Genomic DNA, 23,438 nt, shown 5'->3' with positions numbered 1-23,438 from the left:
CACATCACGCGATCTTCCTCACCCCACATCTTGTGGTCGCCAGAACCTGTTTCACGCACCGTCAATCAGGAAGAGCCACATAACTGCGCAACATCCACGCACCCCCCACCGGCACACACGCAACATCCACGGCAACCCCGGGGACGACGCGGTGATGCGCATGCCGGACAATGAATCTAGTGTTCGATATTCTTCAACAAGCCAGCGTCCGACCATGACCGCTCCCTCCCGCCCCGTTCAGTCGATGGCCATCTGGCTCGTCGGTCTCACGGTGTACTTCGTCGCCGTGCTGCATCGGTCGTCGTTGGGTGTGGCCGGCCTGCTTGCTGCCGAACGCTTCGATATCAGCGCATCCCAGCTGTCGACCTTCGTGGTGCTGCAATTGCTGATCTACGCGCTGATGCAGGTACCGGTCGGCCTGCTGGTGGACCGGTTCGGGCCACGACGGGTATTGCTCACCGGCACGCTGATCCTGACGTCGGCGCAGCTCAGTTTCGCCTTCGCCGACAGCTATCTGTGGGCGCTCTCTGCGCGCTTCTTCGTCGGCGTGGGCGACGCGATGACCTTCGTGTGCGTGCTGCGGCTGGTCACCACGTGGTTCCCGACCCGGCGCATCCCGCTGATGACGCAGCTGACCGGGGTGCTCGGACAGCTGGGCGCGGTGGCCGCGGCGGTGCCGATGACCTGGGCATTGTCGACGTTGGGCTGGACGCATGCCTACCTCGCGACGGCCGCGCTCGGCGGTGTGCTGCTCGTGGCCACACTGATCGTGGTGCGCGACTCGGCTGAGGCGCGCTCGGTGTCGGGGCCGATGCTGGGGTTGGCGGGGATCAAGGCCAGCCTGACGGACTCCTGGGAACATCCCGGCACCCGGCTCGGGTTCTGGATGCATTTCTCCACCCAATTCAGCGCGACGGTGCTCGGCCTGCTGTGGGGTTACCCGTTCTTCGTCGAGGGACAGGGACTCGGTTCGGCGACCGCCGGCGTGCTGCTGAGCGTGATGGTGCTGTCAATCATGGCGTTCGGACCCACGTTCGCGTGGCTCATCACCCGCTGGCCGTGGCATCGGTCCACGCTGGTGCTGCTTGTGGTCGCGAGCATCGCGACCGCGTGGGCGGTGGTGTTGGCATGGCCGGGCGCCGCCCCGGTGTGGATGCTCGTCGTGTTGGTGGTGATCTGCGGGATGGGCGGACCCGCGTCGATGGTCGGCTTCGACCTCGGCCGCACCTCCAATCCGGTGTTCCGGGTCAGCACCGCTACCGGAATCATCAACCAGGGCGGATTTCTCGCCAGCCTTACCACCGCAGCCCTGATCGGTCTCCTGCTCGATTGGCGCACACCCGACGGCGTGGCCGGCTACCCAGCGGAAGCCTTCACCTATGCGATGTCGGCGCAGTTCGTGCTGTGGGCGATCGGAGCCACTCAGATCTGGCGGTTTCGGCGCAAAGGCCGCGCGCGCCTGCTGCGTGAGGATCCAGAACTCTGGTCACAGCAGTCGGGGCGCCCGGTGCCGAACTGAGGCGGCCCACCCACTGCGTTCAGGTGGTCACAGGTGCTCGTCGGCCAACCATGTCTCGGACCGTTCCCTTGAGCACCTTGCCGACGCTGTTGCGCGGCAGACCGTCGACTACGACGATGTCGCGCGGCACCTTGTAGCGGGCCAGGCGTGACCGGCAGAATGACTCGATGTCCTCGGCATCGACGGTCGTGCCGGGAGCGGTCACCACCACGGCGATGGGTTGCTCGCCGTAGGTGTCATCGGGGCGTCCGACGACGGCTGCCTCCGCCACAGCCGGGTGACGCAACAACACGTTCTCGACTTCCTGCGGGTAGATGTTCTCTCCGCCACGGATGATGATGTCTTTGACGCGATCGACCAGGAACAGGTAACCATCCTCATCGAGCTTGCCGACATCCCCGGTGTGCAGCCAGCCGTCCTGCAGGGCCTCCGCGGTCGCGTCCGGCCGGCCCAGATAGCCGCGCATCACGTTCGCACCGCGCACCTGGACCTCGCCGCTGGAGCCGGTCGGCTGCTCCGCACCCTCTGCGACGATCCGGATCTCAACACCCGGTAGTGGCTTGCCCACCGATCCCGATCGGCGTTCGCCGACGATGGGATTGATGGTGCAGGCCGCCGACGTCTCCGACAGGCCGTAGCCCTCGACGACCGGTACGCCGTAGCGGCTATCGAAGGAGGAGATCAGTCCGGGCGGCATCGGAGCCGCACCGCAGATCGCGAACCGCAGCGGGTTCTGCTCGACGACAACGTCTCCGGGCAGGTTGGCGAGCATGGAGTAGATGGTTGGCACGCCGGAGGTGTAAGTGGGCTGCTCAGCGGTGACGACGCCCCAAAAGGCCGCCGGATCGAAGCGAGGCGCGATCATCGCACTACCGCCCACCAACAGTGGCGCCACGATGCTGGCCATGATCCCGTTGATGTGGAACAGCGGCAGGATGAGCAGCGCGCGATCGGCGGAGGTCAAAGCGAACCAGTCGATCGCCATCGACGCCATGGCAGTGAGATTGGCGTGGTCGAGGATCACGCCCTTGGGTCGGCCGGTGGTTCCACTGGTGTAGATGAGCAGCGCGACGTCGGTGTCTTGCCCACCGCGAAAGTCTGGTGCACCCGCGATGGTGCCGAGGTCGGCCACCGAGACGAGGGTGGCTGCCGCATCATCGAGTTTGGCTGCACTCGGCTCATCGGCCACCACGACCGCTGCCTGTGAGTCAGCGAGCTGATAGAGCGCCTCGTCGGAGGTGAGTGCGGGGTTCATCGGGGTGCAGGCAGCGCCCAGTCGCCACGCGGCGAACATCGAGACCACGAGATCTACTCGGTTGGGCATCATCACCGCCACCACGTCGCCCCGACGAACACCGAGTGCTGCGAAATGAGCGGCCGCGCGTACCACCGCCTCGGCGAATTCAGCGTTGGTCAACCGGACGGCGCTGTCGGCGAGGCAGGTGCCATCGGGGTCGGTGCCGGCACGACGGGCGGGAAGGGTGACAATGGCATCGGCGTCCACTACTGGACTCCTCTCGAGGTGGGGCGGTCAGATCACGTCCGAAGGTAGAGGCCGCAGTGGGCAAAACCGATAGGCGAGTGTCTGCCGAACAGGTCGGCGATTGTGCGGTCGCACATCGGCGTCCTAGCATCTGGTGATGAGCACCTCGCTCCCGTCATCGGTCACCGAGCATTTCATTGCGTCCATCGCCGACCGCATGCTGGCCACTGCCGATACCACGATCGACGAGCTCAACACCGCTGTGGCCGAGGGGGCGCCGGCGTTGGCCGATGATCCCGCCATCGCGCACGACACAGTCGCAAGCAATCGCCTGACCGTGCTGCATTTTCTGCACTCGGTAGCAGTCCGGCCTGATCGCCCTGTCACCGTTCAGGTCCCACCCGAGGCCCGCGACAAAGCGCGCAATCTGGTTCGCCGCGGTGTCGATGTTGACGTGGTGATCCAGGCGTATCGATTCGGCCAGGAAGCGCTGTGGCGCAAATGGATGTCGGTGGCCGCGGAGGTCGTCGACGATCGGACCGAACTGATGACCGTCCTGGAACGCAGCGCCGACCTCGTATTCGCCTACGTCAATGATGCTCTGGCTCTGGAGGTATCGGAAATCCAGAACCAGCGCGACCAGCTCAACCAGGGAGGATTGACTCGGCGGGCGGAAACGGTGCGGCTGCTGCTCGACGGCGCCCCGGTCGATACGGCCACCGCGACGCAGCGACTCGGCTATCCCATCGACGGGCCGCACACCTTTGTGATCATCTGGTCGGTCGACGCAGGACCGGACATCCTCGAGCGGGCGGCGGGCGACATCGCCGGCCGGCTCGGCGTTCGGTGGATCAGCCACCCTGCGGGGACCGGACAGCTGTGGTTGTGGCTGGCGGTCGGCAGCGGCGTGAGCGAAGCCCGATGGCATTCGGCCACCGCAGATCTCGTGCACGGTGTCGATGTTTTGATAGGGCCCGCCGATACCGGTCCGGATGGATTTCGTCGCGCACACAATCGGACCGTCACCGTGCAGCCATTCGCGATGGGCTCGGCCGGTGGTGGACGGGTGCTGACCTTTGACCAACTTGTCCCGGCAGCCCTCGCCGGGCAGGACGCCGACCGCGCGGCCGAGTTCGTGCGGTATGCCCTCGGTGGGCTGGCCGACCCCGACCCGGCACTCGACTCGTTGCGCGAGACCGTGCGGGTATATCTCGAAGCCGGCGAATCCGCCCCGCGGGCCGCGGAACGGATGTTCACGCATCGCAACACCATCCTGCAGCGGGTGGCACGGGCGGAGTCGCTGATGGGCCGCCCTATCGCGCCTCGTCGCCTGCAGGTGTTCCTCGCTCTCGAACTGCAGCACCGACTCGGTGCGGCGGTGCTGTCCCCCGACAGTTCGATCAGGGGTGGGCCACAGTCAGGCTGACCACGGCCCACCCCACACGTCAGTCCTGTTCGGCGAGGATGGCGTGCGCTGTCCGGCGGGCGAGGGTCATCGTGGTGACCATCGGGTTCACCGACGAGCAGGTCGGCATACCGCTGGCGTCGGCGATCCACACGCCGCGGGTGTCGTGCAGTTCGCCCCGCGCATCGGCGACGCTGGTTTCTGGGTCGACTCCGAGAGCGGCGCTACCCATCTGGTGGGCGCTGAACGCCACCAAGCCGCCTGGCCCCATCGGCAGTTGCTCGACCTGCGCGATGAACGCCTCGACGTCGTCGCCGCGGCGCCACGGCTCGAATGCCTGACCGCCCACCCAGATGGTGTCGGCGCCGGCGGCGACATGCATCCGGATACACGCCACCGCGGCAGCGCGGAAGGTGCGCTGATCACTCTCGTCGTCGAACGGGTAGGTCGCGACCGATCGACCCTCATCGTCGATGCTGATGCGACCTCCGGTCTGGTCTTCGATGATGAACACCCAGTCCGCACGCGACCGGTAACGGGCGGTCAGCTCCTTGTGGCGGGCCGCCGACAGCCAGGGTGTCACCGAGGCGTACAGGCCCGGGAACTGCTGTACACCCTCGACCAGGAAAGCGTTTGCATCGTCTGTGCCCGAACCGAATTCGTGCATGATTCCAGCCTGTGCGGGACCGTTGAACGGCGCCAGGTCCTCATCGCCGTAGAGGCCGCTGACGAGTCCGGCCGGATGCAGCTTCAGTCGGGTGCCCGCGGCGGGCCCGCCGATCCCCGAACGCAGCAGCAGCGCGGGCGTCTCCATGCTTCCGGCTGCGGCCACGACGGTCGAGCCAGACACGGTGACGGTGTGCCGCGGAGCGCCGTCATCGCCCATGATGTCGACCAGAACGCCGGCAGCACAGCCATTCTCGACGATGATCCGGCGGGCGCGGGCACGCACGATCAGCTCGGCGCCGGCATCGCTGGCATCCTGGAGGTAGGTGCGCATGGTGCCCTGCTTGGCGCCGGTCGCATCGCCGTACCCGCTGAACGCCGACAGCGCGGAGTCGAACAGTTCCGGATCGACATTGAGAGCCGCCCGGCGGTACGACCAACCGAGCTCTTCGGCGCCGATCGAAGGTTTGGTGTGCGGTCCGTTCTGGTAGGCGACCTTGTCATTGGCCTGAATGCGGGCGAGCACCGCCTGAACGTGCTCCTCGAACGCCGGGGTGTCGACATCAGTGAGCCCGAACTCCTCGGCCCACCGCCGACGCAACCGCTGCGGCAAGGGCACGGAGTTGGACCAGTTCACCGTGGAACCGCCACCGACCGTGCTACCGGCGACGACGTTGACCATGCCATCGGCGGTCGGGAACACGCCGCCGTTGAGGCATAACTGCTGATACGCAGCGAGTTCGGTCAATCCGAAGTCGGCCTCGGTGTGGTATCCGCCGGCCTCCAGCACGATCACCCGTTTGCCGGCCGTGGCCAGTTCGGCTGCCGCGACACCACCACCGGAACCCGAGCCGACGATGACTGCATCGCACTCGATGACTTCGTCGGCGACGGTGTCTCGGACGACGAGCGTGGCGCCGCGACGATCGGCGATGTCCGGGGTGCCGGGAACGCCCATGCCGTCGAGCAGGGGGGAATGGCCATCGGCGTCGGTGATCGCATAAGCGAAGTTGATCGCCAACTGGCGCACCGCGCCCAAGCCGGCAGCCGCCTCCGGGGCGATCCGGGATACCACGCCGACGATGGTCTCGCGGATGTGTAGCGGCTGATTCTTCAGCCCGGTCAACACGAAGGTGTCGATGAGCTGCATCAGACCCGCGAGCTGCTCGGAGGGAACCTTGTCGGTCAGGTACTGCTCGACGGCGAGGTGTGCGCCGAGCTCACTTCCGGTGGTGGCGAAGAATCCATGCGGGTCGTCACCGTCGTGCGGCACAGCAGCGACGTACGTATCGACGAGCGCGGCGAGGGTCTCGCGACGGACATCGGTGAACAGCGTTTCGGTCATGTCAGGTCTTTCTGGTTCTCGGTGGTCGGATCTGAACGGGCTCAGGGCAGCTGAAGGGACGTCGTCTCGAGGAAGTCCTCGAATCCGACCTCGCCGAGCTCACGGCCGTTGCCGGACTGCTTCACCCCGCCGAACGGGGCATGCACGTTGAAAGCGCCGTCGTTGATCTGGACCTGGCCCGATTCCAGGCGCATCCCGAAGGCGACCGCACGGTCGACGTCGGCGGAGTACACGCCGGCGTTCAGGCCGTAGATCGAGTCGTTTGCCAGTGCCACGGCCTCGTCCTCGGTCTCGTAGGTCTGGATGACCAGCACCGAACCAAAGATTTCCTCCTTCACGATCCGCATGTCGGGTGTGGTGTCGGTGAATACGGTCGGGCGGACGTAGAAACCCTTGTCGAGACCCTCGGGGGTCTCGGGACCACCGGTCAGCAACGTGGCGCCTTCCTCGACACCGAGGCGGATGTAGTCACGCACGCGGTCGAGCTGGGTTTGCGACACCACCGGTCCGATCACGGTGGTCGGGTCGAACGGGTCGCCCACCTGCACCTGCTCGGCTGCGGCCTTGGCAATCGCCTCGTACTCGGCCTTGCGGGCGGCGGGCACGATGAGGCGGGTCAGGGCGATGCAGGTCTGACCGGAGTTGAGGTAGCACGCGTTGGACACCGCGGTGACCGCCGCGACGGGATCCGCGTCGTCGAGGACGACGAACGGTGACTTGCCGCCGAGTTCGAGGGCGACCCGTTTGACGGTGGCGGCCGCGACCGCGCCGATGCGCTTGCCGGCCGCGGTCGACCCGGTGAAGGTGACCATATCGACTGCTGGATGCGCGACCATGGCCTCACCCACGGTTTGCCCGTAGCCGGTGACGAGATTGAACACGCCGCGCGGCAGACCGATCGCCTCGAAGATCTCGGCCAGCGCGAACGCGTTGAGTGGTGCGACCTCGCTGGGTTTGGCAACCACGGTGCAGCCGACCGCGAGCGCCGGGGCAACCTTGGCCATGATCTGGTGCAGTGGGTAGTTCCACGGGGTGATGGATGCGACGACGCCGATCGGCTTGCGCACCACCAGCGAGTTGTAGACACGTTCGGAGAAGGTGTAGTCCATCGCGATCTGCTGCACCGACGACAGCGTCATCATCGGCAGGCCCACCTGCACGACGTTGCTGGTCGGATAGGGCATACCGACCTCGCGGCTGATCAGTGCGGCGACCTCGTTCTGGCGGCGGGCCAGCTCTTCGGCCGCCAACTTCAGATAGCCGACCCGCTCCGCGACGTCGAGCCGCGACCATGCCGGGAACGCCGCCCGTGCCGCTGCAACTCCTTTGTCGACGTCGGCAGATGTGCCGGCCGGGACGGTCGCCATCACTTCGCCGCTACCGGCGTCGGTGACGTCGATGGTCTCGGTGGACTCGGATTCGATCCATGATCCGTCGATGAACTGGGTGGAGCGGGTGATCATGCACGCCTCCTGAGGTTTGATGTGGCTTCGGTCACCGCATAGTGCGTGCGGTCGATCTGAGGAGCCATGTGCGCCCGCATACTCTGTTACCGACTGGGTGGGCGGTCGCACACGAGTCGTCACCTAGGCGCCAACGCGTTGCGGTATATCGACATCGCGTCCGCCGAAGTCAGCGGCCGGCCCCGGCGAACCCATCTGTCGGGCGGCCAGGTCTCGTCGTTGTCACTACGTGAGTTCGAGGCGCTGTCGGACCCACGACCAATCGATCCGTTCCTGCTCGAGGCGAACACGCTCGCCGAGGGCATCGGAGACGAGGTCGGTGTAGAGGTCGTGCTCACTGTGGGTCAGATGCGTCAGATCCGACGACGCGGGACGTTGCTCGGTTACCCAGCGGTCCCGGTGCGACATCAAGGTTTCCCGATCCATCAGCACCGACTCGGTCTGCGGCAGCCAGGCCCGCAGCCGGTCGAGGATCGCGAAGCCGTGGGTGTCGAGGTCACCCCAATAGAGAATCGGCACGTCGGCGAGCCAGGGCAGGCGCCCGATTCTATCTACCTCGAACCCTTTACCCCACAGCACCATCCCGTCTTCCGGAACGTCGACGCTGAGATAGGTGATCTCGTTCTCGATCACGAGCACACTGCGTGGACGCAGGTCGAGGCGAGCGACTTCGTCGGCGCGGGCGGTGAGTTCGGTCAGCGGCGAGGGTAAGCCCAACGTCGCCGCGGGCCGCAGCCGCACGAACTCGGGCTTGCCCTGTAGCCCCAACCCCGACAGGAAGCCCGACGACGTCGACGACACCTCGAGCATCGCCGCCAGCACCGTGCGGTGGCGTTCGGCGAACTTGGTGTCGACACCGGGTGCGCTGATCTCCCGCAGGTAGCGACCCGAGTCGCGCTGGTCGTCGAGCCAGGCATAAGCAGCGACCAGTCGTGGCATATCCGTGGCCAATTCGAGTGCGCGCAGGGGATACCGGAGCAGCCAGGAGCGAACTGCGCGATGGCTGTGCGCGAGCTCGAGAAGCTCGTCGAACCGCCGGACGGTGGCTGCGACGCCCAGCAACGCCCACGCCTGCTCGAACGAGGACACCACGGCGCGGGCCGGCAGTTGGTTGCGGCCGACGTGGCGCCCACCCACCGACTGCCACTGCAGCGTGTAGCGTCGGTCGTCTCGGCGTCCGGCGTCCAGCGCGGTCACCCACTCGCGGGCGGCACCGACGTCGGCGCCGATCTCCGAGGCGGTCGGGCCGCGCAACGGAACCTCGATGGGCTCAAACGGTTTCCGGTCGGCATGCGCCCGCAACAGCGATCCGTCATCCCATCGCCGTCGGACCTTGGCGGCGATGTCGTCGGGGGTGCTCCAGGTTCGGCTCACTTCAGTCGTCCGTCGCGGCGCGACCGATACTCCTCGATCGTCATCGTCTGCAGTCGGGAGAACGTGCCGGTCGGGTTGTCGACGAAGCCGATGGCCTTCACATACGGCTCGATCACGTGCACCTTCTGCAGCGGCGTCACAATGAGCAGCTGCAGGCCGAGTTTGGCGAACAGATCCAGTGCGTACCGCGTCGACACATCGGAGCCGCGCCCGAACGCCTCGTCGATCACCGCGAACCGGAAGTCCCGGGACTTCTCCACACCCCACTCGAGTCCGAACTGATACGCCAGCGACGCCGCGAGGATGGTGTACGCGAGTTTCTCCTTCTGACCACCGGATTTGCCGTCGGAGTCGCTGTAATGCTCCCACTCGACGTCTGTGTCGACGTCGCGCTCAGAGGCGGAGAACACAAACCAGTTGCGGACGTCAGTGACCCGTCGCGTCCAGTTCTTGTCGGCGTCAGCATGCCCGTCCCGACCACGGAACCGTTCAATGATGCGTTTGACATCCAGGAAGCGTTGCTCGGAGTACTGGTCGCCGTCGACGGCGAGGCTGTCATTGGTCAGGTTGCGCAGATCGGCACGGAACTGGGCCACATCCTGATTCGTGGTGGACTCGCGTTCCAGCCGGATGTAGCGGCCTGGGTTGTAGGGCACTGCGCCCAATGCTTCGTTGATACGGGCCACCCGCTCGTCGATCGACGCGGCCTGGCGGTGCAGCCAATTGTTGAAACCGGCGAGTTCCTGAATGGCGTTCTTGTTCAACTGTTCCTTGAACTCGAACTCGAACCGCGGCAAGTCGTCGCCGGCAACGCGTTCGCGGAATGCGACGAAGTCGGCGCGAGCATCGACACTGGCATCCATGTCGGCCCGCAGATCCGGCCAGCGTCGGAGCACCTCGGCCATCTGTTGGGCCAAACTCTGACCGAACCCACCCAGCTCGCGCGTGAGTCGCTCAATCCGCTGGTGCAGCGCAGACGACAGCGAGTTCTCCGTGGCCGCGCACTCGGCGGCACGGTTCGGCAGGGCTCCGGAGACTCGATCCGTCAGCGCTGCATACGACGCGCGGGCAGTCGTGAGGTCGGCCTCGGAATGCTGTGCGATGAACTCATCGTCGCGCTTCTTGTGCTGCTGCGCCTGATGGGTGGTCGCAGCGGTGGTGGCGAGTGTGCCGGTGAGTTCGTCGATCACGGCGGCCACCTGCGCCGCGAGTTCGGCATTGCGTTCCAACGCCGTGGTGATCTCCTTCAGCCGCGACGAACCCGACTCCAGTCGGGCGCGTTCGGCCTCGTACTGGTCGGCACGGCGCTGCGCCTCGTCGACGTCGAGGTCGGCCCAGGAGTGAAAGCCGTCGAGCCGAGCGAGCGCCTCTCGGCGGCTCTGCAGCGCGTCGCGTTCCTCCGACAGGGTCGTCACCTCGGCGGCCGCCGCCGCGCGCTTACCGTCGAGGTCGTCGAGATCCTCACGCAGCGCGGCGATCTTGCGTTCGTTGGCCCAACCCAACACCCACCGCCGGGGATCGTCGACGCGGTGCCGATCGTCCTTCTCATGCCGCCCGCCGGAGCGGACCTGGCCTTCGCGGGTGACCGCCCGCTTCGCCGCGCGGAACTCCTCGAGCGTTGCCGCGCACTGATGGTCGGCACGTTTGATCAGTTCGTCACGCAGGTAGTCCTCGAACGGTCCCTGCTTGATCTCCAGGCAGTCGGCGAGCAGCATCGTTCCGGAATCCTGACGCTGCAACGGAACCCGCCGCGCAGGCACCCGCTCGTAGACGAGTTTCGCGCCGACGGTCCGCCCACCGGCGCCCTGGAAGGTGAGCCGTCGGCCGTTGACCCACTGCGCGACCGCCTCGTAGTGCTGCTGCGGCACCAGTAGCGACAACGCGAACCCGCGCAGCACCCGCTCCGCCGCACCGCGCCACTGCGCGTGCTCCTCGTCGACGTCGAGAAGCTCACCCGCATAGGGCAGATCCTCATGCGTCAAACCCAGATCGATGCACAATTGATCGCGCAGTTGCACCTGATCGGGCGGCAGATTGCTGGTGCGGTTGGCGAGGTCGTCGAGTTCGTCGCGGATGGCGTCACACCGGCGAGCCGCGTCTTTCTCGCGTCCGATGGCATCGGCCGTCGACGCGTCGAGGGTGCGTTTGGTCTCGGCCAGCCGCGGTCGCTCATCGGTGACCAGCCCACGCAGGGCGGTGAATTGTTCCGCGGTGGTCACCGGCTCGAATGCGGCGTCGGTCACCGTCGTGTCGAACAACGTGCGACCGTGCCGGCGTTTGCGCACGTCGTCGCGCGCGACGGCGGTGAGCCGTTCCAGTTCGCCGACCCGGTCACCGCCGGCCCGGGCGCGTTCCTCGATGAGCGACTCGCGTTCGTGGCTCAGATTCCGTTGCTGCGCCTTGGTCTCGTCCTGTTCGCGCAGCAGGCGTTCGCCCTCGGCGGTCAGAGTGGCGATCTCGTCGGCGAGGAGCCCGGAGCGGTGCTCGGCGATGAACAGTCGCACCGCAGCCCGCTGCAGGTCCAGGGCATCCCGTTCGGCCAGCGCCGCATCGTATTTCTGTGCGGTCGCCACGATCGGGTCGAGCGCCTCGAGCTGTTCGCGGGCCCGTTTGACCGCGTCGTGGGCTTTGGTGAGGTCGTCGAAGTGGCCGATGATGTCGCGCACCCGGTCGGTGGAATCGCTGGGTTCGAGCATGTGGCCGCGGACGAAGTCGTTGAGATTGCCGACCGACTTCATCGACACTGTCTGGTGCAACAACTCCAAGGCCTGCTCGGACCGGATGCCGAGCAGCCGACGCAGCGAGGTGGAGTACTTGGGGAACTCGTCGACGACGTCGGCGCCGCCCGAGCGCAGCCGTTTGCGCAGATCTCGCAGATCGGAGCCGAAGTCGGCGAAGTCGGTGGCGATGGCGAGCTGCTTGGTCGCGGTGACGTAGAAGCGGTACGGCTGCCCCGCGCTGTCGCGTTGCTGGAAAACCTGTGCGAGGGTGACGGTTTCGTCGTAGCCGGGGTTGGTGAACACGCCCAGGATCACCGAGTAGGTGCTGCGATCCTGCCGCAAGCCCTTGGCGCGGGACCGTCCGGTCGCCTCTTGGCGTTCCGACTTGTAGTGGCCCTCGACATAGGAGCGCAGTGTGCGTTCTTTGGCCTCGGCACCGGCGGCCTTGTTGTAGGCGATCTTGTGTGCGGGCATCAGCAGCGTGGTCACCGCATCGACCAAGGTGGACTTGCCCGAACCGATGTCGCCGGTCAGCAGCGCGGTGTCGGTGTTGGGTGTCAGCCGCCACACCTGCCGATCGAAGGTTCCCCAGTTCAACACCTCGACATGCTGTAGCCGGAAGCCGGCGCCGCCGTTCGGTGCGGCGAGTTCGACCGATGAGAACAGTCCCTCACTCATCGGCGCTCGCCGTCCCGGAATACTCGCGCAACTTGCCGGCGAAGTCCGACAGGGTCTGAGCGTCGATGTAGGCCTTGATGATTCGCCGGACCTCCCACTGGTCGGTCTGCCCGCGCAGCTGCCGCAGGAAACCGAGTTCGACGGTCTTCTTGATCGTCGTCTCCGCCTGGTCGACCAGCCGCGCCTCGTTGGTGGATTCGGCTTGGAACAGCCGTAGCATCTCCACGATCTGCTCGGTCGACAGTACGAGTCGTCCTTCGCCGCCGGTGATCTCGAACTCCAGCAACCGTTTACGCAGCAACACCAGCAGCAGGCTCACGTTGTAGGTCAACGCACGTCGACGCACCAGCCGCGGGAGTGGTTCGTCACCTTCTTCTTCCGGGCGTGACCGCAGATAGGCGTAGCCTTCGGAATCGTCGACAACCACGTCGACGCCGATGGTGGCGAAGTGATCGCGCACCCCGGCGCCGGACCGTTCGAGGGTGCCCCAGGTGTCCTCGTCGGACTCGCGATACACCACACCCTGCATCAGCCGGATGATCGCGCTCGCGACAGCACGTTCGTCGGTCATCGTCGCCTCACCGTGACTCTCGGTAGCCGTGCCCGTTTGGTGGTCTCGGGGTCGTCGGGGTCGGGGTATTCCAGCAGCGTCTCGTCGGTGTCATCGATGTCGACGCTGACGTCGTCGTCGTTGAGTGCAAGGTAGCCGACGATCTCGGCCGCACCCTGCTCGATCGGGTACATGTCGACGACGTCGGACAGCAACGCCGACGACCTCTCCGGCAGGATGGTGCGGATGTTGGCGGCCAGCCGGGCCTGGTCGACGAACGTCTGGGTGAACAGCAGGTCCGCATCGACCTGCTCGGTCGCATCGCCGATGGTGCTCTCCACGGTCACCGCAGCGGGCTGCTGGTACAGCGGTCGCTCGAAGGGCAAAACGATCTCGATGCCCGGCTGATCGACTTCGAGTCCGAAACGTGGTTCCCGGCCGCGGATCCCGAGGGCGGTCGCCTCCACTGATCTAACGAGGTCGAGGACGCGGCGGTTCTCCAGCCACACCTGATCGTCGAGGAACCGCCGGAGTTGTTCGGAGATCTGGCGCACCGTGCGTTGGGTCCGATCGGCGGCTTCCGACCAGTCGTGGTGGATGCCGCGGATGCGGCGGTCGGCATCGACGATGTCAAGTGATGACACCGTGGCTAGCAGATCCGACAGCTCCCGCTGCCGGGCGTCGGAGAGCAGGAACTCGTAGAACGACTGGAAGCTGCGGCCCTGGTCGGAACCGGCGATCTCCGAGCGGCTGCCCACCAGCTCGGCGAGCAACTCACCCTTGGGGCCGTCCCAGGACGCGATCTTTTCGCGCGCGGCACGGTCGAGCAGACGAAAATTGTCCTCGACCTCGCGGAAGTCGGAGAGAAGTTGACGCGCGGTCGCCGACATCTGCTGGTACCGGTCGCGAACGCCGGTCTCATCGAGCACCGAGACGTCGCCGGACTCGACCGCCTCGATCTCGGCGTCGATCTCGGCGCGACGGCGGCGTAGCTCGGCAAGCCGGATCTCCGGGTCGGCCTCGGTGCCGTGCACGATCTGCCGCAGCAGTTCGACGACGGTGTGCAGCCGCGATTCGGTGCCCACAAACGAGCGGCCCTGCAGCGACACCACCCACGCGTAGGCCTTTTCGAAGGCGGGGGTCACCTCGTAGTGGACCTCGTCGTCACCGGGCGGGTAGAAGCGGCGCAGGAACCCGGCCTCGGTGGCCGCCCAGTCCTCGAGGTAGGCGCGCGGTTCCTTCGGGAAACGAGGCTGGCCGTCCTCGGCCGGCGACACACCGTTGAGGTCATACAACAGGTCGTCCAGCGCTGTGGCCAGGGCACTTGCCGAGCTCGCCCCGCGATTGCCTTCCACGAAGTAGTTCCCGAGGAACGTGAGGATGAGCGGGGAGTTATGCGCACGCAGCAGGCGCCAGGCGGGATGGCGATCCCACAGGCTGCCGAATGCATCGAAGTCCACGGGTCAAGGGTAGGCAATGGGGCCGACAGGTAGAGGCCGACGTCTGGTACGCCATTGATCAGTGCTCGATCCAAGGGGTGGTATCACACTGGTATCGTCTCGGGGGTGGGTATGACATTGCGGACCAGTGAGGCGCAGACAGAGGCCTTGCGGCGACAGGCCGAAGCCGAAGGCCGTTCCATGCAAGCGGTCGCGCTGTCGGCGATCGACGAGTACATCGCGCGACGCGAACACAAGGCGAAGGTAAGCGCGGTTGCGCGTCGGGTTGTCAGCGAAGAAGCGGGCGTGTTGGAGCGGCTCAAGGACGCATGACCGAGTATCTCGACCTCGAAGACGTACTCGAGATAGCGAGACTCGCACTCGGCGCACCTCCCGACATTCGCGACTACGGACTGCTCGAGTCCGCACTGGCACGGCCTCGCGCATCCGTCTTCGGCGAGGACGCGTACCCCGACATTCATCTGAAGGCTGCGGCGCTGGTGCAGTCGTTGACGCGCAACCACGCGCTCGTCGATGGCAACAAGCGAACTGCCTGGGCGGTGTGCCTGACATTTCTGGGCTTGAACGGGCAGTGGATCACGGCGTCGGAGAATGACCGTTTCGCATTCGTCATCGACGTGGCGACCGGTGGCGTGGACGCACTTGATCGCATCGCAGATCAGCTGCGGACCTGGAGTCAACGTAGCCCGTGACCGGGGCAGCATCGCCTACACAGGCATCAACCGCAGCGTCGTCTGTGCTGCCTCGTCGCCCACCATCCGGTCGACCGAGCCGGATCCGGGCCCTCCGTACTTCGCGTGATACGACGCGTCGACCGCTTCCCGAAGTCGGCCGACGAGCGCACCTACGTCGGTGACTGATACGTCGAGCTCGTCCGCGCCGAGCCGCACGCGAGCCATGCCGGAAGCCGATGCGTGGCCATACCAACCGGACTCGCGCCGATACCAGGTGCGGACATAGACGGCGTCCTCGGACCGCACCACCCAGACTGGCGTGAAGCGCAGCAATCGGCCATCGGGGCGGCGTGCGGCGATCTCCAATTCCCGCATGGCCTCGACGGTCGACAACATGTCCAGCGACCAGCGTCCGCTCATGCCGTCAGGGTACCGACCGCCGGACGACGTGCAGGTGGCTCCGATGTGCGCGACAGTCAGAGCAGCAGCACCCACACGAACCGCAAACCGATGGCGGTGAACCCGAGGATCGCGGTCGCCACCAACCACCGCTTGGCGAGTCGATCGCCGGCGGAGCGGTCGCGACCCGGACGCAGGTAGACGTACGCGGCCGCGATCGCGCACGCGGTGGCCGCGATGCCAGTACCGAGAACCAGGAGCAGCATCACCACGTTCACCGTGTTGTCGAGTTCGCCCATCGGTCACCTTCCTGACGTGACGACCACTCCAGGATGCCGATATCGGTGTGGCAATGGGTGATTTCGGCGGGCCGCACTACCGAGTGGCGTCGGCCAGTACCGAGGAGCGATGCGCGTCAGGACGATTCCTCGACGACCCCGCGCAACCCGTCGGTGCCGAACAGCGGTTCCAGCATCGAACTGAAATCCGGTCCGCGGCGAAGCATTTGACCGCCATCGACATTGATCACCTGCCCGGTGATCCAGCCAGAACGCTCGCTGAGCAGAAACGCCGCCATCCAGCCGATGTCGTCGACCTCGCCGATCCGGGGCAGCGGGGTGTTGATGCGGTAGTCCCCGCTGAGTGATTTGTCGTCGAGCACTGCGGCCACCAGGTCGGTGCGCACCAGGCCGGGCCGTATCCCGTTGACCCGCACACCACTTGTGCCCAACTCGTCGGCGGCCAAGGCCACCATGTGGTCCACCGCGGACTTGGTGACCCCGTAGGCGCCGAACCACCGATGAGTATTGCTCGCGGCGATCGACGAGATCGCGACAAACGACCCGCCGCCGGCTCGAACCAGTTCGCGCGCGGAGTGTTTAAGCGTGAACATGGTCCCGTTGACGTTGAGGTCGACAGTACGCTTCCAGGCGTCCGAGTCCATCTGGGTGATCGGGCCGATCGTCTCGCTGCCGCCGGCGCAGGCCACCGCGCCGTGCAGGCCGCCACGACCACTCGCGGTTCGGACCGCTTCCGCGATCTGCTCCTCGTCCGTGACGTCAGCGACATGGGTGTGCACGGAGGCACATCCCGACGACGCGTTCAGTTTCGCTGCCGTGTTCTCGAGACGCTCGGCAGTGCGACCGACGATGGTGACGGTGGCGCCGCACTCGACCAACACGGATGCGATCCCCGCGCCAATGCCGGTACCGCCGCCGGTCACCAGGACCGATTTTCCTGTCATGTCCACGCGACGCATTAGAACGTGTTCCATCGCTGGCGTCAACGTCCATTGCACCGAATCGACACATCGTGTGCTTGCTGCCGAGCGGGCGGTCTAGTATCAAAACAAGAACAGGTTCTAGCAAGGTTTCGGTGCCGAAGGAGTACGCATGCACACCCCGATCTGCGATGAGCTCGGTATCGAGTTCCCGATTTTCGCATTCACCCACTGCCGCGACGTGGTGGTTGCTGTCAGCAAGGCCGGTGGTTTCGGCGTACTGGGTGCGGTCGGCTTCACGCCCGAACAACTCGAGATCGAATTGAACTGGATCGACGACCACATCGGCGATCACCCCTATGGTGTCGACATCGTGATCCCCAACAAGTACGAGGGCATGGACGCCAACATGTCGACCGAGGAGCTCACTACGATGCTCCAGTCGATGGTGCCTGCCGAGACCCTCGACTTCGGTCGCAAGCTGCTGCTCGACCACGGCGTCCCGCTCAACGAGGATGACGACAATTCCCTGCAGCTACTCGGTTGGACCGAGGCCACCGCGACGCCGCAGGTGGAAATCGCGCTGCAGCACCCGAAAGTCAAGCTCATCGCCAACGCGCTCGGCACCCCGCCGCCCGACATGATCCAGAAGATCCACGATTCCGGACGCAAGGTGGCGGCGCTGTGCGGCTCTCCGCAGCAGGCGCTCAAGCACGCCGAGGCCGACGTGGACATCATCATCGCCCAAGGCGGCGAAGGCGGTGGCCACTGCGGTGAGGTCGGTTCGATCGTGCTGTGGCCGCAGGTCGTCAAGGCTGTCGCACCGCGCCCCGTGTTGGCGGCGGGCGGCATCGGCAGCGGACAGCAGATCGCCGCCGCACTTGCACTCGGCACCCAGGGAGCATGGACCGGATCGCAGTGGCTGATGGTGGAGGAGTCGGAGAACACTCCGATCCAGCAGAAGGCCTACATCGACGCGGGTAGCCGTGACACGGTGCGCAGCCGCTCGTTCACCGGCAAACCGTGCCGGATGTTACGGAACGACTGGACCGAGGCGTGGGAAGACCCCAACACCCCCGACCCGCTGGGAATGCCGTTGCAGTACATGGTGTCCGGGATGGCGGTCGCCGCTACCCACAAACATCCCGACGAGAGCATCGATGTCGCCTTCAACCCGGTCGGCCAGGTGGTCGGGCAGTTCCAGAAGGTGGAGAAGTCGTCGGCGGTCATCGAACGATGGGTGCAGGAATACATCGACGCAACGTCGTCATTGGATGCACTGGCCAACGTCGCCCCCTGATCCCCCGGGGAGCAGGTGAGGCTCAGAGGCGGCCGAGCAGTTCTGCCTTCTTGGCGGCGAATTCCTCGTCGGAGAGGATGCCGCGCTGATGAAGTCCGGCCAGTGACTCGATCGCGTTGATGATCGCGGTCGAATCGCCGGGGTCCTCACCGGCGGAGGGGGCAGGGTACGTCGAATCCTGCTGCGGAGCCGAGTGCGCGGAGTTCGACGGTTGCTGCGGCGGATTGTCCTGTACCGGTGCATCGACAGACCCGGCGGCGGGTGCCCCGATGCCCACCTCCGGCAGACTGGAGACGTCGAAGGTTCCGTACTGGCTGGTGAACAGCAACGATCCCGCCGGCCCGCCTTGCTGCTGTTGCACGCCCCCGATGTTGTGGTCGCCGGTGTCGAAAATGCGGACCACGCCGGAGGTGTCGACGGCCAGTCGGCGGGTACTCGGGAAAATCGCGTAGCGAGATTGGTTCTGTCCACCGGTCGAACTCGGCACCCCGAGTTCGGCCGGCCACCAGTTGTTGGACCCGAACACGCCGGCGCTGCCGGCCGGCAGCGGCGGGAAAACCTGGGTCGTGGCCAGCAACTGGGACAGCTCGTTGCACAGTGCGTCGACGCGCGCCTTGAGTGCATTGTCGAACATGTTGCCGACCATCGTCATCCCGCCGCGCATCCACTGGCCGGAACCGCCCAACTCGGGGACCGAGAACTGGGCCATCGTGCCCCCACCCGCGTTGACGGCCACCAGCATGGACACGACCGCATCGCGTGAGAGACCGTGGCGTTGTGCCACATCATTGACTGCTGCGTCGGCTTCAGGGGTCAGGGCCTGGTTCATGTCGGTGATTCCTTCGTCGGGCGATGCCGGATCCGAGGGTACAGGGATCGGTGTGGTGCGCATCGGCCGACGACGCTTCGACCCCGGTCAGAGGGTTGAGAGCACTTCACCGGCGACCCGGTGACCCGATTCGATGGCACCTTCCAGGTAGCCGGCGTGCTCACGGGCGGTCTCGGTTCCGGCCCAGTGCAGGCGACCGACCGGGTCGGATGGCATCGGGAGGAATCCCTCGGTGGTGCCGATATGTGGCAGTGCCAGATAGCCGCCGCCCACAAACTCGTCGAGGTGCCATGATTTCTCGTGCCAGTCGGACGGCGCGGTGACCTCCGGCCCGAGGTGGGCCGCCAACGCCCCGAGGAGCGCGCCTTGTCGCTGCTCGGTGGTCAGCTCGTCGAGCTCACGCGCCTCCGGGCCGGCGACCAGCAAGCAGAGATGACCCGGACCCTCCGGTGCCGTGGTGTCGTAGACCGCTGCGCCGGGGTGTCCGAGCATCATGAACTCTGCTCCGGAACGTGCGTGCCAGAACGGTCGCGAATACACCGCGATGGCCTTGTAGACCGAACCCATGTAGGTGTTGTGCTGCAGAGCAATGCGGGTCGGCGGAAGCGCTGGGTCTATGTCGATGGACGCGACCACGGGCGGCGGGACGGCGACGACGACCCTGTCGGCGACCACGGTGAGGGCGTGCGTGCGCAGAGTCGCGGAATCCGCGGTTTGCGAGATCGCGGTCACCCGACAGCCGGTGTGTACCCGAGAGCCGAGTTCCTCGGCCAAGGTGTCGGTCAGGGTGCCGACGCCCTCGAGTACCAATGACTCCTGAGCGCCGCCGCTGCTCGACAGCATGCCGGTCAATCCGCCCTCGTGACTGATCATCCGGGTGAGTGCGTGAACGGAGAGTCGGTCGGTGTCGGCGGTGGACGCCACCGCAGCGATGACCTCGAGTAACCGCCGGGCGCGTCGACCAGGCACGCGGCGAATCCATCCGGCGACGCTTGACGAGTTCCAGCGCTCTGGCATCCCGAGTCTGGCGAGGGTACCCACGATGGTCAGTGCCGCCGCTGCGGTCAGCACCGACCCAGACGCCGCCGACACCGTCCGCGGGCCGTCCACAATCACCGGTATCCGACCCGTGCGCATCGGAAACACTGTGGCGTTGCAGTCCGCCGCGAGCCGCGTCAACCGGTCGTGTCCGTGGCCGACCCACTGGCCGCCGAGGTCCAGACGAGAACCGAAAATCGATGTCGCACTGAATGCCCGGCCACCCACTCGATCGGCCGCCTCCAGAATCACGACGTCGACGCCGCGCCGGTGTAGTTCGGTCGCGGCCGTCAGTCCCGAGAGTCCCGCCCCGACGATGGCCACGGTCGTGTGGATCTGAGCCGGTTCCGTCATCGCCGCTCAGTCCTCACCGGCCAGGATTTCGACCGCGGCGCGTCGGCCGGATCGGATCGCGCCGTCCATGTACCCGTTCCACACATCGGAGGTTTCCGCACCGGCCCAGTGGATCCGACCGACCGGTGCCGCGAGCACGCGGCCGTACTGCGTCCACACGCCGGCGCCGAGTCGGCCGCCATAGCATCCGCGGGTGAACTCCTCTGCGGTCCAGTCCTGTTCGATTACCTCGGTGGGCCCGGCGGCTCGTGCGCCGAAGTAGGTGACGAGGTTGCCGACGATCAGGTCGCGCCGCTCGTCGGCGGAGAATTCCGCGGCACGACGAGCGTGTGCGCCCTCGAGGAAACCGACGATGACGCCGCATGATCCGTCCGCTGGGGAGTTGTCCAGGGTCACGTTGAACTCATCGTCGAGGCTCAGCACGAATCCGTTGAGTCCCTCCTCGCGCCAGAACGGTGTCGGGTAGGCCACGTGGAACTTGATCACCGAACCGGCCGGGATCTGTTGGGTCAGTGCGTCTCTGGCGGCAGGCAATGGCGGGGTGTAGCGAATGCGACCGGCCAGGGTCTGGGGGACTGCGACGATCACGTGCTTCCCGTGAATCTCGCCGCCCGCGAAACCGACCACCACGCCGTCGGTGTCCGCTCGGATGTCACGCACCACGGTGCGCAGGCGGACCCGGTCACCGAGGTCCTCGGCCATCCGCTCCGAGATGCGATGTGTCCCACCGACAACCCGTGACTCCTGGGCGCCACCGGTCGTCGTGACCAGGGACTCGAGGCTGGTTCCCGACTTCACATAGAACAGGAAGTGCAGCAGCGAGAGCTCCGGTGTCTCCGCGGAGAACAGTGCCGGTACCAGGACGCGGAACAAGCGTAGTGCAAGCGTGTCGGAGGTGTTGGTGCGCAACCATTCGTCGAGTGTTCGGCGGTCCAAGTAGTCTGCGTCGGTCGTCTCCCAGGGGGCTGACGTCAAGACCGTTTCGGCCAGCGTGGTGATCTCTTCCCAGAGTCGCCCGACCTCCACAGCCGACTCCATCGGAAGCCCGAAGGTGTCGTCGGCATATCGCACGACCGCTCCGTCGTAAACAGTCAGCGAGTCGCCGTCGTCGTAGGTGCGGAACGTCTCGAGGCCGAGCTCGTCGATCAGTTCGAGGACGGCATCCTGGGTGGGCCCCACCCACTGTCCGCCCAGCTCCACCGGTACCCCGTTCGCGAGCGCCCCACCGAAGGTGCGGCCGGCAACCCGGTCGCGCGCTTCGAGGACTGCGACAGTGCGACCGTTGGCGACCAGTGACCGCGCTGCGCTGAGTCCGGCGAGCCCGGCTCCGACCACCACCACGTCGACGTTGTCCATGGGATTTCCCTTTCGGCGCTGATCGGCTCGGGGGATGTACACCCGAGCCGCAAACTCAGTCATACGTATGACTTGAAGCGAGTGTAGGGGAGGTCACATCGGTCCACAAGGGTTGATTCAGCCGGCGGATCGCACCGACGCGAGGTCGGTGATCATCCGGATCAGGGCCTCCACGTCCGCGCTCGCCCGGTCGGAATCCGGCGCGATGACGTGCTGGACGATCAGGCCGTCGATGCCGGCCACCAAGACGCGGGCGAGTTGGTCATAGGGCACGGCTGCGGTCTCGTCCGCCCGGGCTGCCGCGCGCCGACACCAGTCCTCGACGACCTGGCAATACCGCTCGTACTGCCAGCGCGGCAGGTCTTCGAGACCAGGCGTGCGCAAGGCGTAGGTGACCAACTCGAGTTGCAGCAGTTGGAGGTCGCGATGGTCGATCACCAGCACTGACCAGAAGTTGCGCAGTCCGTTGCCGATGGCGTTGCCCAGGCCGGAGTCGATGTCGGCTGAGTCGCGCAGCACATCGGCGATTTCGTCGACGACATCGGAGATGACCGCGTGCAGCAGGCCGAGCTTGTTGGGGAAGACGTACTGAAGAGTGCCCAGCGGGATGTCTGCCTCGTTGGCCACCGCACGCATCGTCAGCCGCGTGATGCCCTCCCGCATCATGACGGCGCGGGCCGCGGCGACGGCCTGCCTGGTACGGACCGATGACTCGACGTAGGGCATCTCTCACCTTCGGGCGACGTGCCCCGCCGATAGTGGAGAGGCCGCTGTGATCAGCCTCAGCAATAGCACAGGAGATTGGGTGGCGGGATGCTCACCGGTGGAGGTGTCCGCCGCCGCTGCCGGTGAGAAGCTCCAGATCGATGTCCCATGCCCGGTGCCGGAATCGGCGGAGGACGGCACGGGCGCCAACCACGAGAAGGGCGATGAGGGAGAGAACCGCCAGGTAGAAGGCGACCGCCGTCAGCACCGAACCCAGCGCGGCCTCGACTGCGGTCAGTGGGGCATGGGTGGCGTCACCTGCGTCGTCGACCCACAGGTCGAAACGGTCACCGGCGTTGATGCTGCCGTCGTCGACATCGACGCTGCCGTTGTGCGGCACGGAGTTGTAGGTCCATCGTGCGGTCACCATCGCGCCACCGCCGGCCTCGGTGACGATTGCGGACGCGTCGTCGACTGCGGTGGCCTGGACGGTATGGATGGTCTGGGCCTGGCGTTCCATCGCGGCGGTCTGCGCGGCATGGACCTCGCTGTGCACGAGGAACGAGAACGGGATGGCCACCAGCGCCAGCGCGGTGGCCAGGCAGAGCGTCAAGGCCTCGATGCGGTCGTTGCGCCGGACCAGTGGATTGCGACTCAGGAGTCGTGCGATCGGCCAGCAGCGCGGCGTCAGCGCCGGTGACACTCGCCCCCGGGCCGGATTGGTTGCACGACGCACCTATTCATGGTGGCACCGGATTCGGTCGGAATGCCAGTGGGAGGCCTTCACAGGGATGAACATCACAGGACGATCTCACCGATGACGTCGCGATATCCGATCCGGCTGTCGCGCTCGGTGAAGGGCTGAAGCGGCGCGCTGGTGCTCGTACACCCGACGGCCATC

The 23,438-nt window shown here is 66.1% G+C and carries 20 protein-coding genes; 5 read left to right on the top strand and 15 right to left on the bottom strand.

Annotation, left to right across the window (positions count from 1 at the left end):
* The first annotated feature begins 214 nt into the window (after window positions 1-214).
* Window positions 215-1,519, top strand: a complete 1,305-nt coding sequence (locus VX037_RS20225; protein WP_328715603.1) for an MFS transporter — start codon at window positions 215-217, stop codon at window positions 1,517-1,519.
* Between the two features lie 19 nt (window positions 1,520-1,538).
* Here the strand turns inward: VX037_RS20225 and VX037_RS20220 are convergent, their stop codons facing one another.
* The gene (locus VX037_RS20220) at window positions 1,539-3,023 is read right to left on the bottom strand and encodes a class I adenylate-forming enzyme family protein (RefSeq protein WP_328715601.1); all 1,485 of its coding nucleotides are present in this window, start codon (window positions 3,021-3,023) and stop codon (window positions 1,539-1,541) included.
* 136 nt (window positions 3,024-3,159) lie between these two features.
* On the opposite strand from VX037_RS20220, the gene VX037_RS20215 reads away from it, so the two are divergent.
* The gene (locus tag VX037_RS20215; protein WP_328715600.1) at window positions 3,160-4,428 is read left to right on the top strand and encodes a PucR family transcriptional regulator; all 1,269 of its coding nucleotides are present in this window, start codon (window positions 3,160-3,162) and stop codon (window positions 4,426-4,428) included.
* 19 nt (window positions 4,429-4,447) lie between these two features.
* Here VX037_RS20215 and VX037_RS20210 read toward each other — a convergent pair whose 3' ends face one another.
* From VX037_RS20210 to VX037_RS20185, 6 genes are all read right to left on the bottom strand, one after another.
* Window positions 4,448-6,418 (bottom strand): GMC family oxidoreductase, encoded by a 1,971-nt coding sequence (locus VX037_RS20210; RefSeq protein ID WP_328715598.1) that lies wholly within the window; start codon window positions 6,416-6,418, stop codon window positions 4,448-4,450.
* Between the two features lie 41 nt (window positions 6,419-6,459).
* Entirely contained in the window at window positions 6,460-7,881 is a 1,422-nt protein-coding gene (locus VX037_RS20205; protein WP_328715597.1) for an aldehyde dehydrogenase family protein, read from the bottom strand.
* 225 nt (window positions 7,882-8,106) lie between these two features.
* Window positions 8,107-9,255, bottom strand: a complete 1,149-nt coding sequence (locus VX037_RS20200) for a Wadjet anti-phage system protein JetD domain-containing protein (RefSeq protein WP_328715596.1) — start codon at window positions 9,253-9,255, stop codon at window positions 8,107-8,109.
* Window positions 9,252-12,653 carry an ATP-binding protein gene (locus tag VX037_RS20195; RefSeq protein ID WP_328715594.1) on the bottom strand — a complete coding sequence of 1,134 codons (3,402 nt, stop codon included), beginning with the start codon at window positions 12,651-12,653 and terminating at the stop codon, window positions 9,252-9,254. Before VX037_RS20195 ends, VX037_RS20200 begins: the two co-directional genes overlap by 4 nt.
* The gene (locus VX037_RS20190; protein ID WP_328715593.1) at window positions 12,646-13,224 is read right to left on the bottom strand and encodes a DUF4194 domain-containing protein; all 579 of its coding nucleotides are present in this window, start codon (window positions 13,222-13,224) and stop codon (window positions 12,646-12,648) included. Before VX037_RS20190 ends, VX037_RS20195 begins: the two co-directional genes overlap by 8 nt.
* Window positions 13,221-14,663: a DUF3375 domain-containing protein gene (locus tag VX037_RS20185; RefSeq protein ID WP_328715592.1), complete on the bottom strand. Its 1,443-nt coding sequence runs from the start codon at window positions 14,661-14,663 to the stop codon at window positions 13,221-13,223. Before VX037_RS20185 ends, VX037_RS20190 begins: the two co-directional genes overlap by 4 nt.
* A gap of 105 nt (window positions 14,664-14,768) precedes the next feature.
* On the opposite strand from VX037_RS20185, the gene VX037_RS20180 reads away from it, so the two are divergent.
* Both VX037_RS20180 and VX037_RS20175 read left to right on the top strand, forming a co-directional pair.
* Window positions 14,769-14,975 (top strand): CopG family transcriptional regulator, encoded by a 207-nt coding sequence (locus tag VX037_RS20180; protein ID WP_266063571.1) that lies wholly within the window; start codon window positions 14,769-14,771, stop codon window positions 14,973-14,975.
* Window positions 14,972-15,355: a type II toxin-antitoxin system death-on-curing family toxin gene (locus VX037_RS20175; RefSeq protein ID WP_328715591.1), complete on the top strand. Its 384-nt coding sequence runs from the start codon at window positions 14,972-14,974 to the stop codon at window positions 15,353-15,355. The genes VX037_RS20180 and VX037_RS20175 overlap by 4 nt, the downstream gene beginning before the upstream one ends.
* A gap of 15 nt (window positions 15,356-15,370) precedes the next feature.
* Here the strand turns inward: VX037_RS20175 and VX037_RS20170 are convergent, their stop codons facing one another.
* From VX037_RS20170 to VX037_RS20160, 3 genes are all read right to left on the bottom strand, one after another.
* A complete protein-coding gene (locus VX037_RS20170; protein WP_235726040.1) occupies window positions 15,371-15,757 on the bottom strand; it encodes a DUF2255 family protein in 387 nt (128 codons plus the stop codon).
* 56 nt (window positions 15,758-15,813) lie between these two features.
* The gene (locus tag VX037_RS20165; protein ID WP_235726041.1) at window positions 15,814-16,035 is read right to left on the bottom strand and encodes a hypothetical protein; all 222 of its coding nucleotides are present in this window, start codon (window positions 16,033-16,035) and stop codon (window positions 15,814-15,816) included.
* A gap of 116 nt (window positions 16,036-16,151) precedes the next feature.
* Entirely contained in the window at window positions 16,152-16,979 is an 828-nt protein-coding gene (locus VX037_RS20160) for an SDR family oxidoreductase (RefSeq protein WP_328715589.1), read from the bottom strand.
* 148 nt (window positions 16,980-17,127) lie between these two features.
* Here VX037_RS20160 and VX037_RS20155 point away from each other — a divergent pair, with 148 nt between their 5' ends.
* The gene (locus VX037_RS20155; protein WP_266063567.1) at window positions 17,128-18,255 is read left to right on the top strand and encodes a nitronate monooxygenase; all 1,128 of its coding nucleotides are present in this window, start codon (window positions 17,128-17,130) and stop codon (window positions 18,253-18,255) included.
* 22 nt (window positions 18,256-18,277) lie between these two features.
* On the opposite strand, the gene VX037_RS20150 is transcribed toward VX037_RS20155, so the two are convergent.
* The 5 genes from VX037_RS20150 to VX037_RS20130 all read right to left on the bottom strand — a co-directional run bounded on the left by VX037_RS20150 (window position 18,278) and on the right by VX037_RS20130 (window position 23,273).
* Complete coding sequence (locus VX037_RS20150) at window positions 18,278-19,084, bottom strand: SHOCT domain-containing protein (RefSeq protein ID WP_328715587.1); 807 nt, start codon at window positions 19,082-19,084, stop codon at window positions 18,278-18,280.
* A gap of 87 nt (window positions 19,085-19,171) precedes the next feature.
* Window positions 19,172-20,476 (bottom strand): flavin monoamine oxidase family protein, encoded by a 1,305-nt coding sequence (locus VX037_RS20145; RefSeq protein ID WP_328715585.1) that lies wholly within the window; start codon window positions 20,474-20,476, stop codon window positions 19,172-19,174.
* A 6-nt stretch (window positions 20,477-20,482) separates the two neighbouring features.
* On the bottom strand, window positions 20,483-21,832 hold the full coding sequence (locus VX037_RS20140; protein WP_328715584.1) for a flavin monoamine oxidase family protein: 1,350 nt from the start codon (window positions 21,830-21,832) through the stop codon (window positions 20,483-20,485).
* 117 nt (window positions 21,833-21,949) lie between these two features.
* A complete protein-coding gene (locus VX037_RS20135) occupies window positions 21,950-22,558 on the bottom strand; it encodes a TetR/AcrR family transcriptional regulator (RefSeq protein ID WP_235726047.1) in 609 nt (202 codons plus the stop codon).
* A 91-nt stretch (window positions 22,559-22,649) separates the two neighbouring features.
* Complete coding sequence (locus VX037_RS20130) at window positions 22,650-23,273, bottom strand: Rv1733c family protein (RefSeq protein WP_328715583.1); 624 nt, start codon at window positions 23,271-23,273, stop codon at window positions 22,650-22,652.
* Between the last annotated feature and the right edge of the window lie 165 nt (window positions 23,274-23,438).

Origin of the sequence: Gordonia sp. Z-3 (assembly GCF_036233855.1) — a bacterium.
Classification (GTDB): domain Bacteria; phylum Actinomycetota; class Actinomycetes; order Mycobacteriales; family Mycobacteriaceae; genus Gordonia; species Gordonia tangerina.
The sequence above is the reverse complement of the archived record's forward strand: the minus strand, read 5'-3'. Positions and strand labels throughout refer to the sequence as shown.

What these genes read in the sequence shown, in the direction of transcription:
- VX037_RS20225 (WP_328715603.1), top strand. Translation starts at nt 215, where the DNA reads ATGACCGCTCCCTCCCGCCCCGTTCAGTCGATGGCCATCTGGCTCGTC.
- VX037_RS20215 (WP_328715600.1), top strand. Translation starts at nt 3,160, where the DNA reads ATGAGCACCTCGCTCCCGTCATCGGTCACCGAGCATTTCATTGCGTCC.
- VX037_RS20210 (WP_328715598.1), bottom strand. Translation starts at nt 6,418, where the DNA reads ATGACCGAAACGCTGTTCACCGATGTCCGTCGCGAGACCCTCGCCGCG.
- VX037_RS20205 (WP_328715597.1), bottom strand. Translation starts at nt 7,881, where the DNA reads ATGATCACCCGCTCCACCCAGTTCATCGACGGATCATGGATCGAATCC.
- VX037_RS20195 (WP_328715594.1), bottom strand. Translation starts at nt 12,653, where the DNA reads ATGAGTGAGGGACTGTTCTCATCGGTCGAACTCGCCGCACCGAACGGC.
- VX037_RS20190 (WP_328715593.1), bottom strand. Translation starts at nt 13,224, where the DNA reads ATGACCGACGAACGTGCTGTCGCGAGCGCGATCATCCGGCTGATGCAG.
- VX037_RS20175 (WP_328715591.1), top strand. Translation starts at nt 14,972, where the DNA reads ATGACCGAGTATCTCGACCTCGAAGACGTACTCGAGATAGCGAGACTC.
- VX037_RS20170 (WP_235726040.1), bottom strand. Translation starts at nt 15,757, where the DNA reads ATGAGCGGACGCTGGTCGCTGGACATGTTGTCGACCGTCGAGGCCATG.
- VX037_RS20165 (WP_235726041.1), bottom strand. Translation starts at nt 16,035, where the DNA reads ATGGGCGAACTCGACAACACGGTGAACGTGGTGATGCTGCTCCTGGTT.
- VX037_RS20160 (WP_328715589.1), bottom strand. Translation starts at nt 16,979, where the DNA reads ATGACAGGAAAATCGGTCCTGGTGACCGGCGGCGGTACCGGCATTGGC.
- VX037_RS20155 (WP_266063567.1), top strand. Translation starts at nt 17,128, where the DNA reads ATGCACACCCCGATCTGCGATGAGCTCGGTATCGAGTTCCCGATTTTC.
- VX037_RS20150 (WP_328715587.1), bottom strand. Translation starts at nt 19,084, where the DNA reads ATGAACCAGGCCCTGACCCCTGAAGCCGACGCAGCAGTCAATGATGTG.
- VX037_RS20145 (WP_328715585.1), bottom strand. Translation starts at nt 20,476, where the DNA reads ATGACGGAACCGGCTCAGATCCACACGACCGTGGCCATCGTCGGGGCG.
- VX037_RS20140 (WP_328715584.1), bottom strand. Translation starts at nt 21,832, where the DNA reads ATGGACAACGTCGACGTGGTGGTGGTCGGAGCCGGGCTCGCCGGACTC.
- VX037_RS20135 (WP_235726047.1), bottom strand. Translation starts at nt 22,558, where the DNA reads ATGCCCTACGTCGAGTCATCGGTCCGTACCAGGCAGGCCGTCGCCGCG.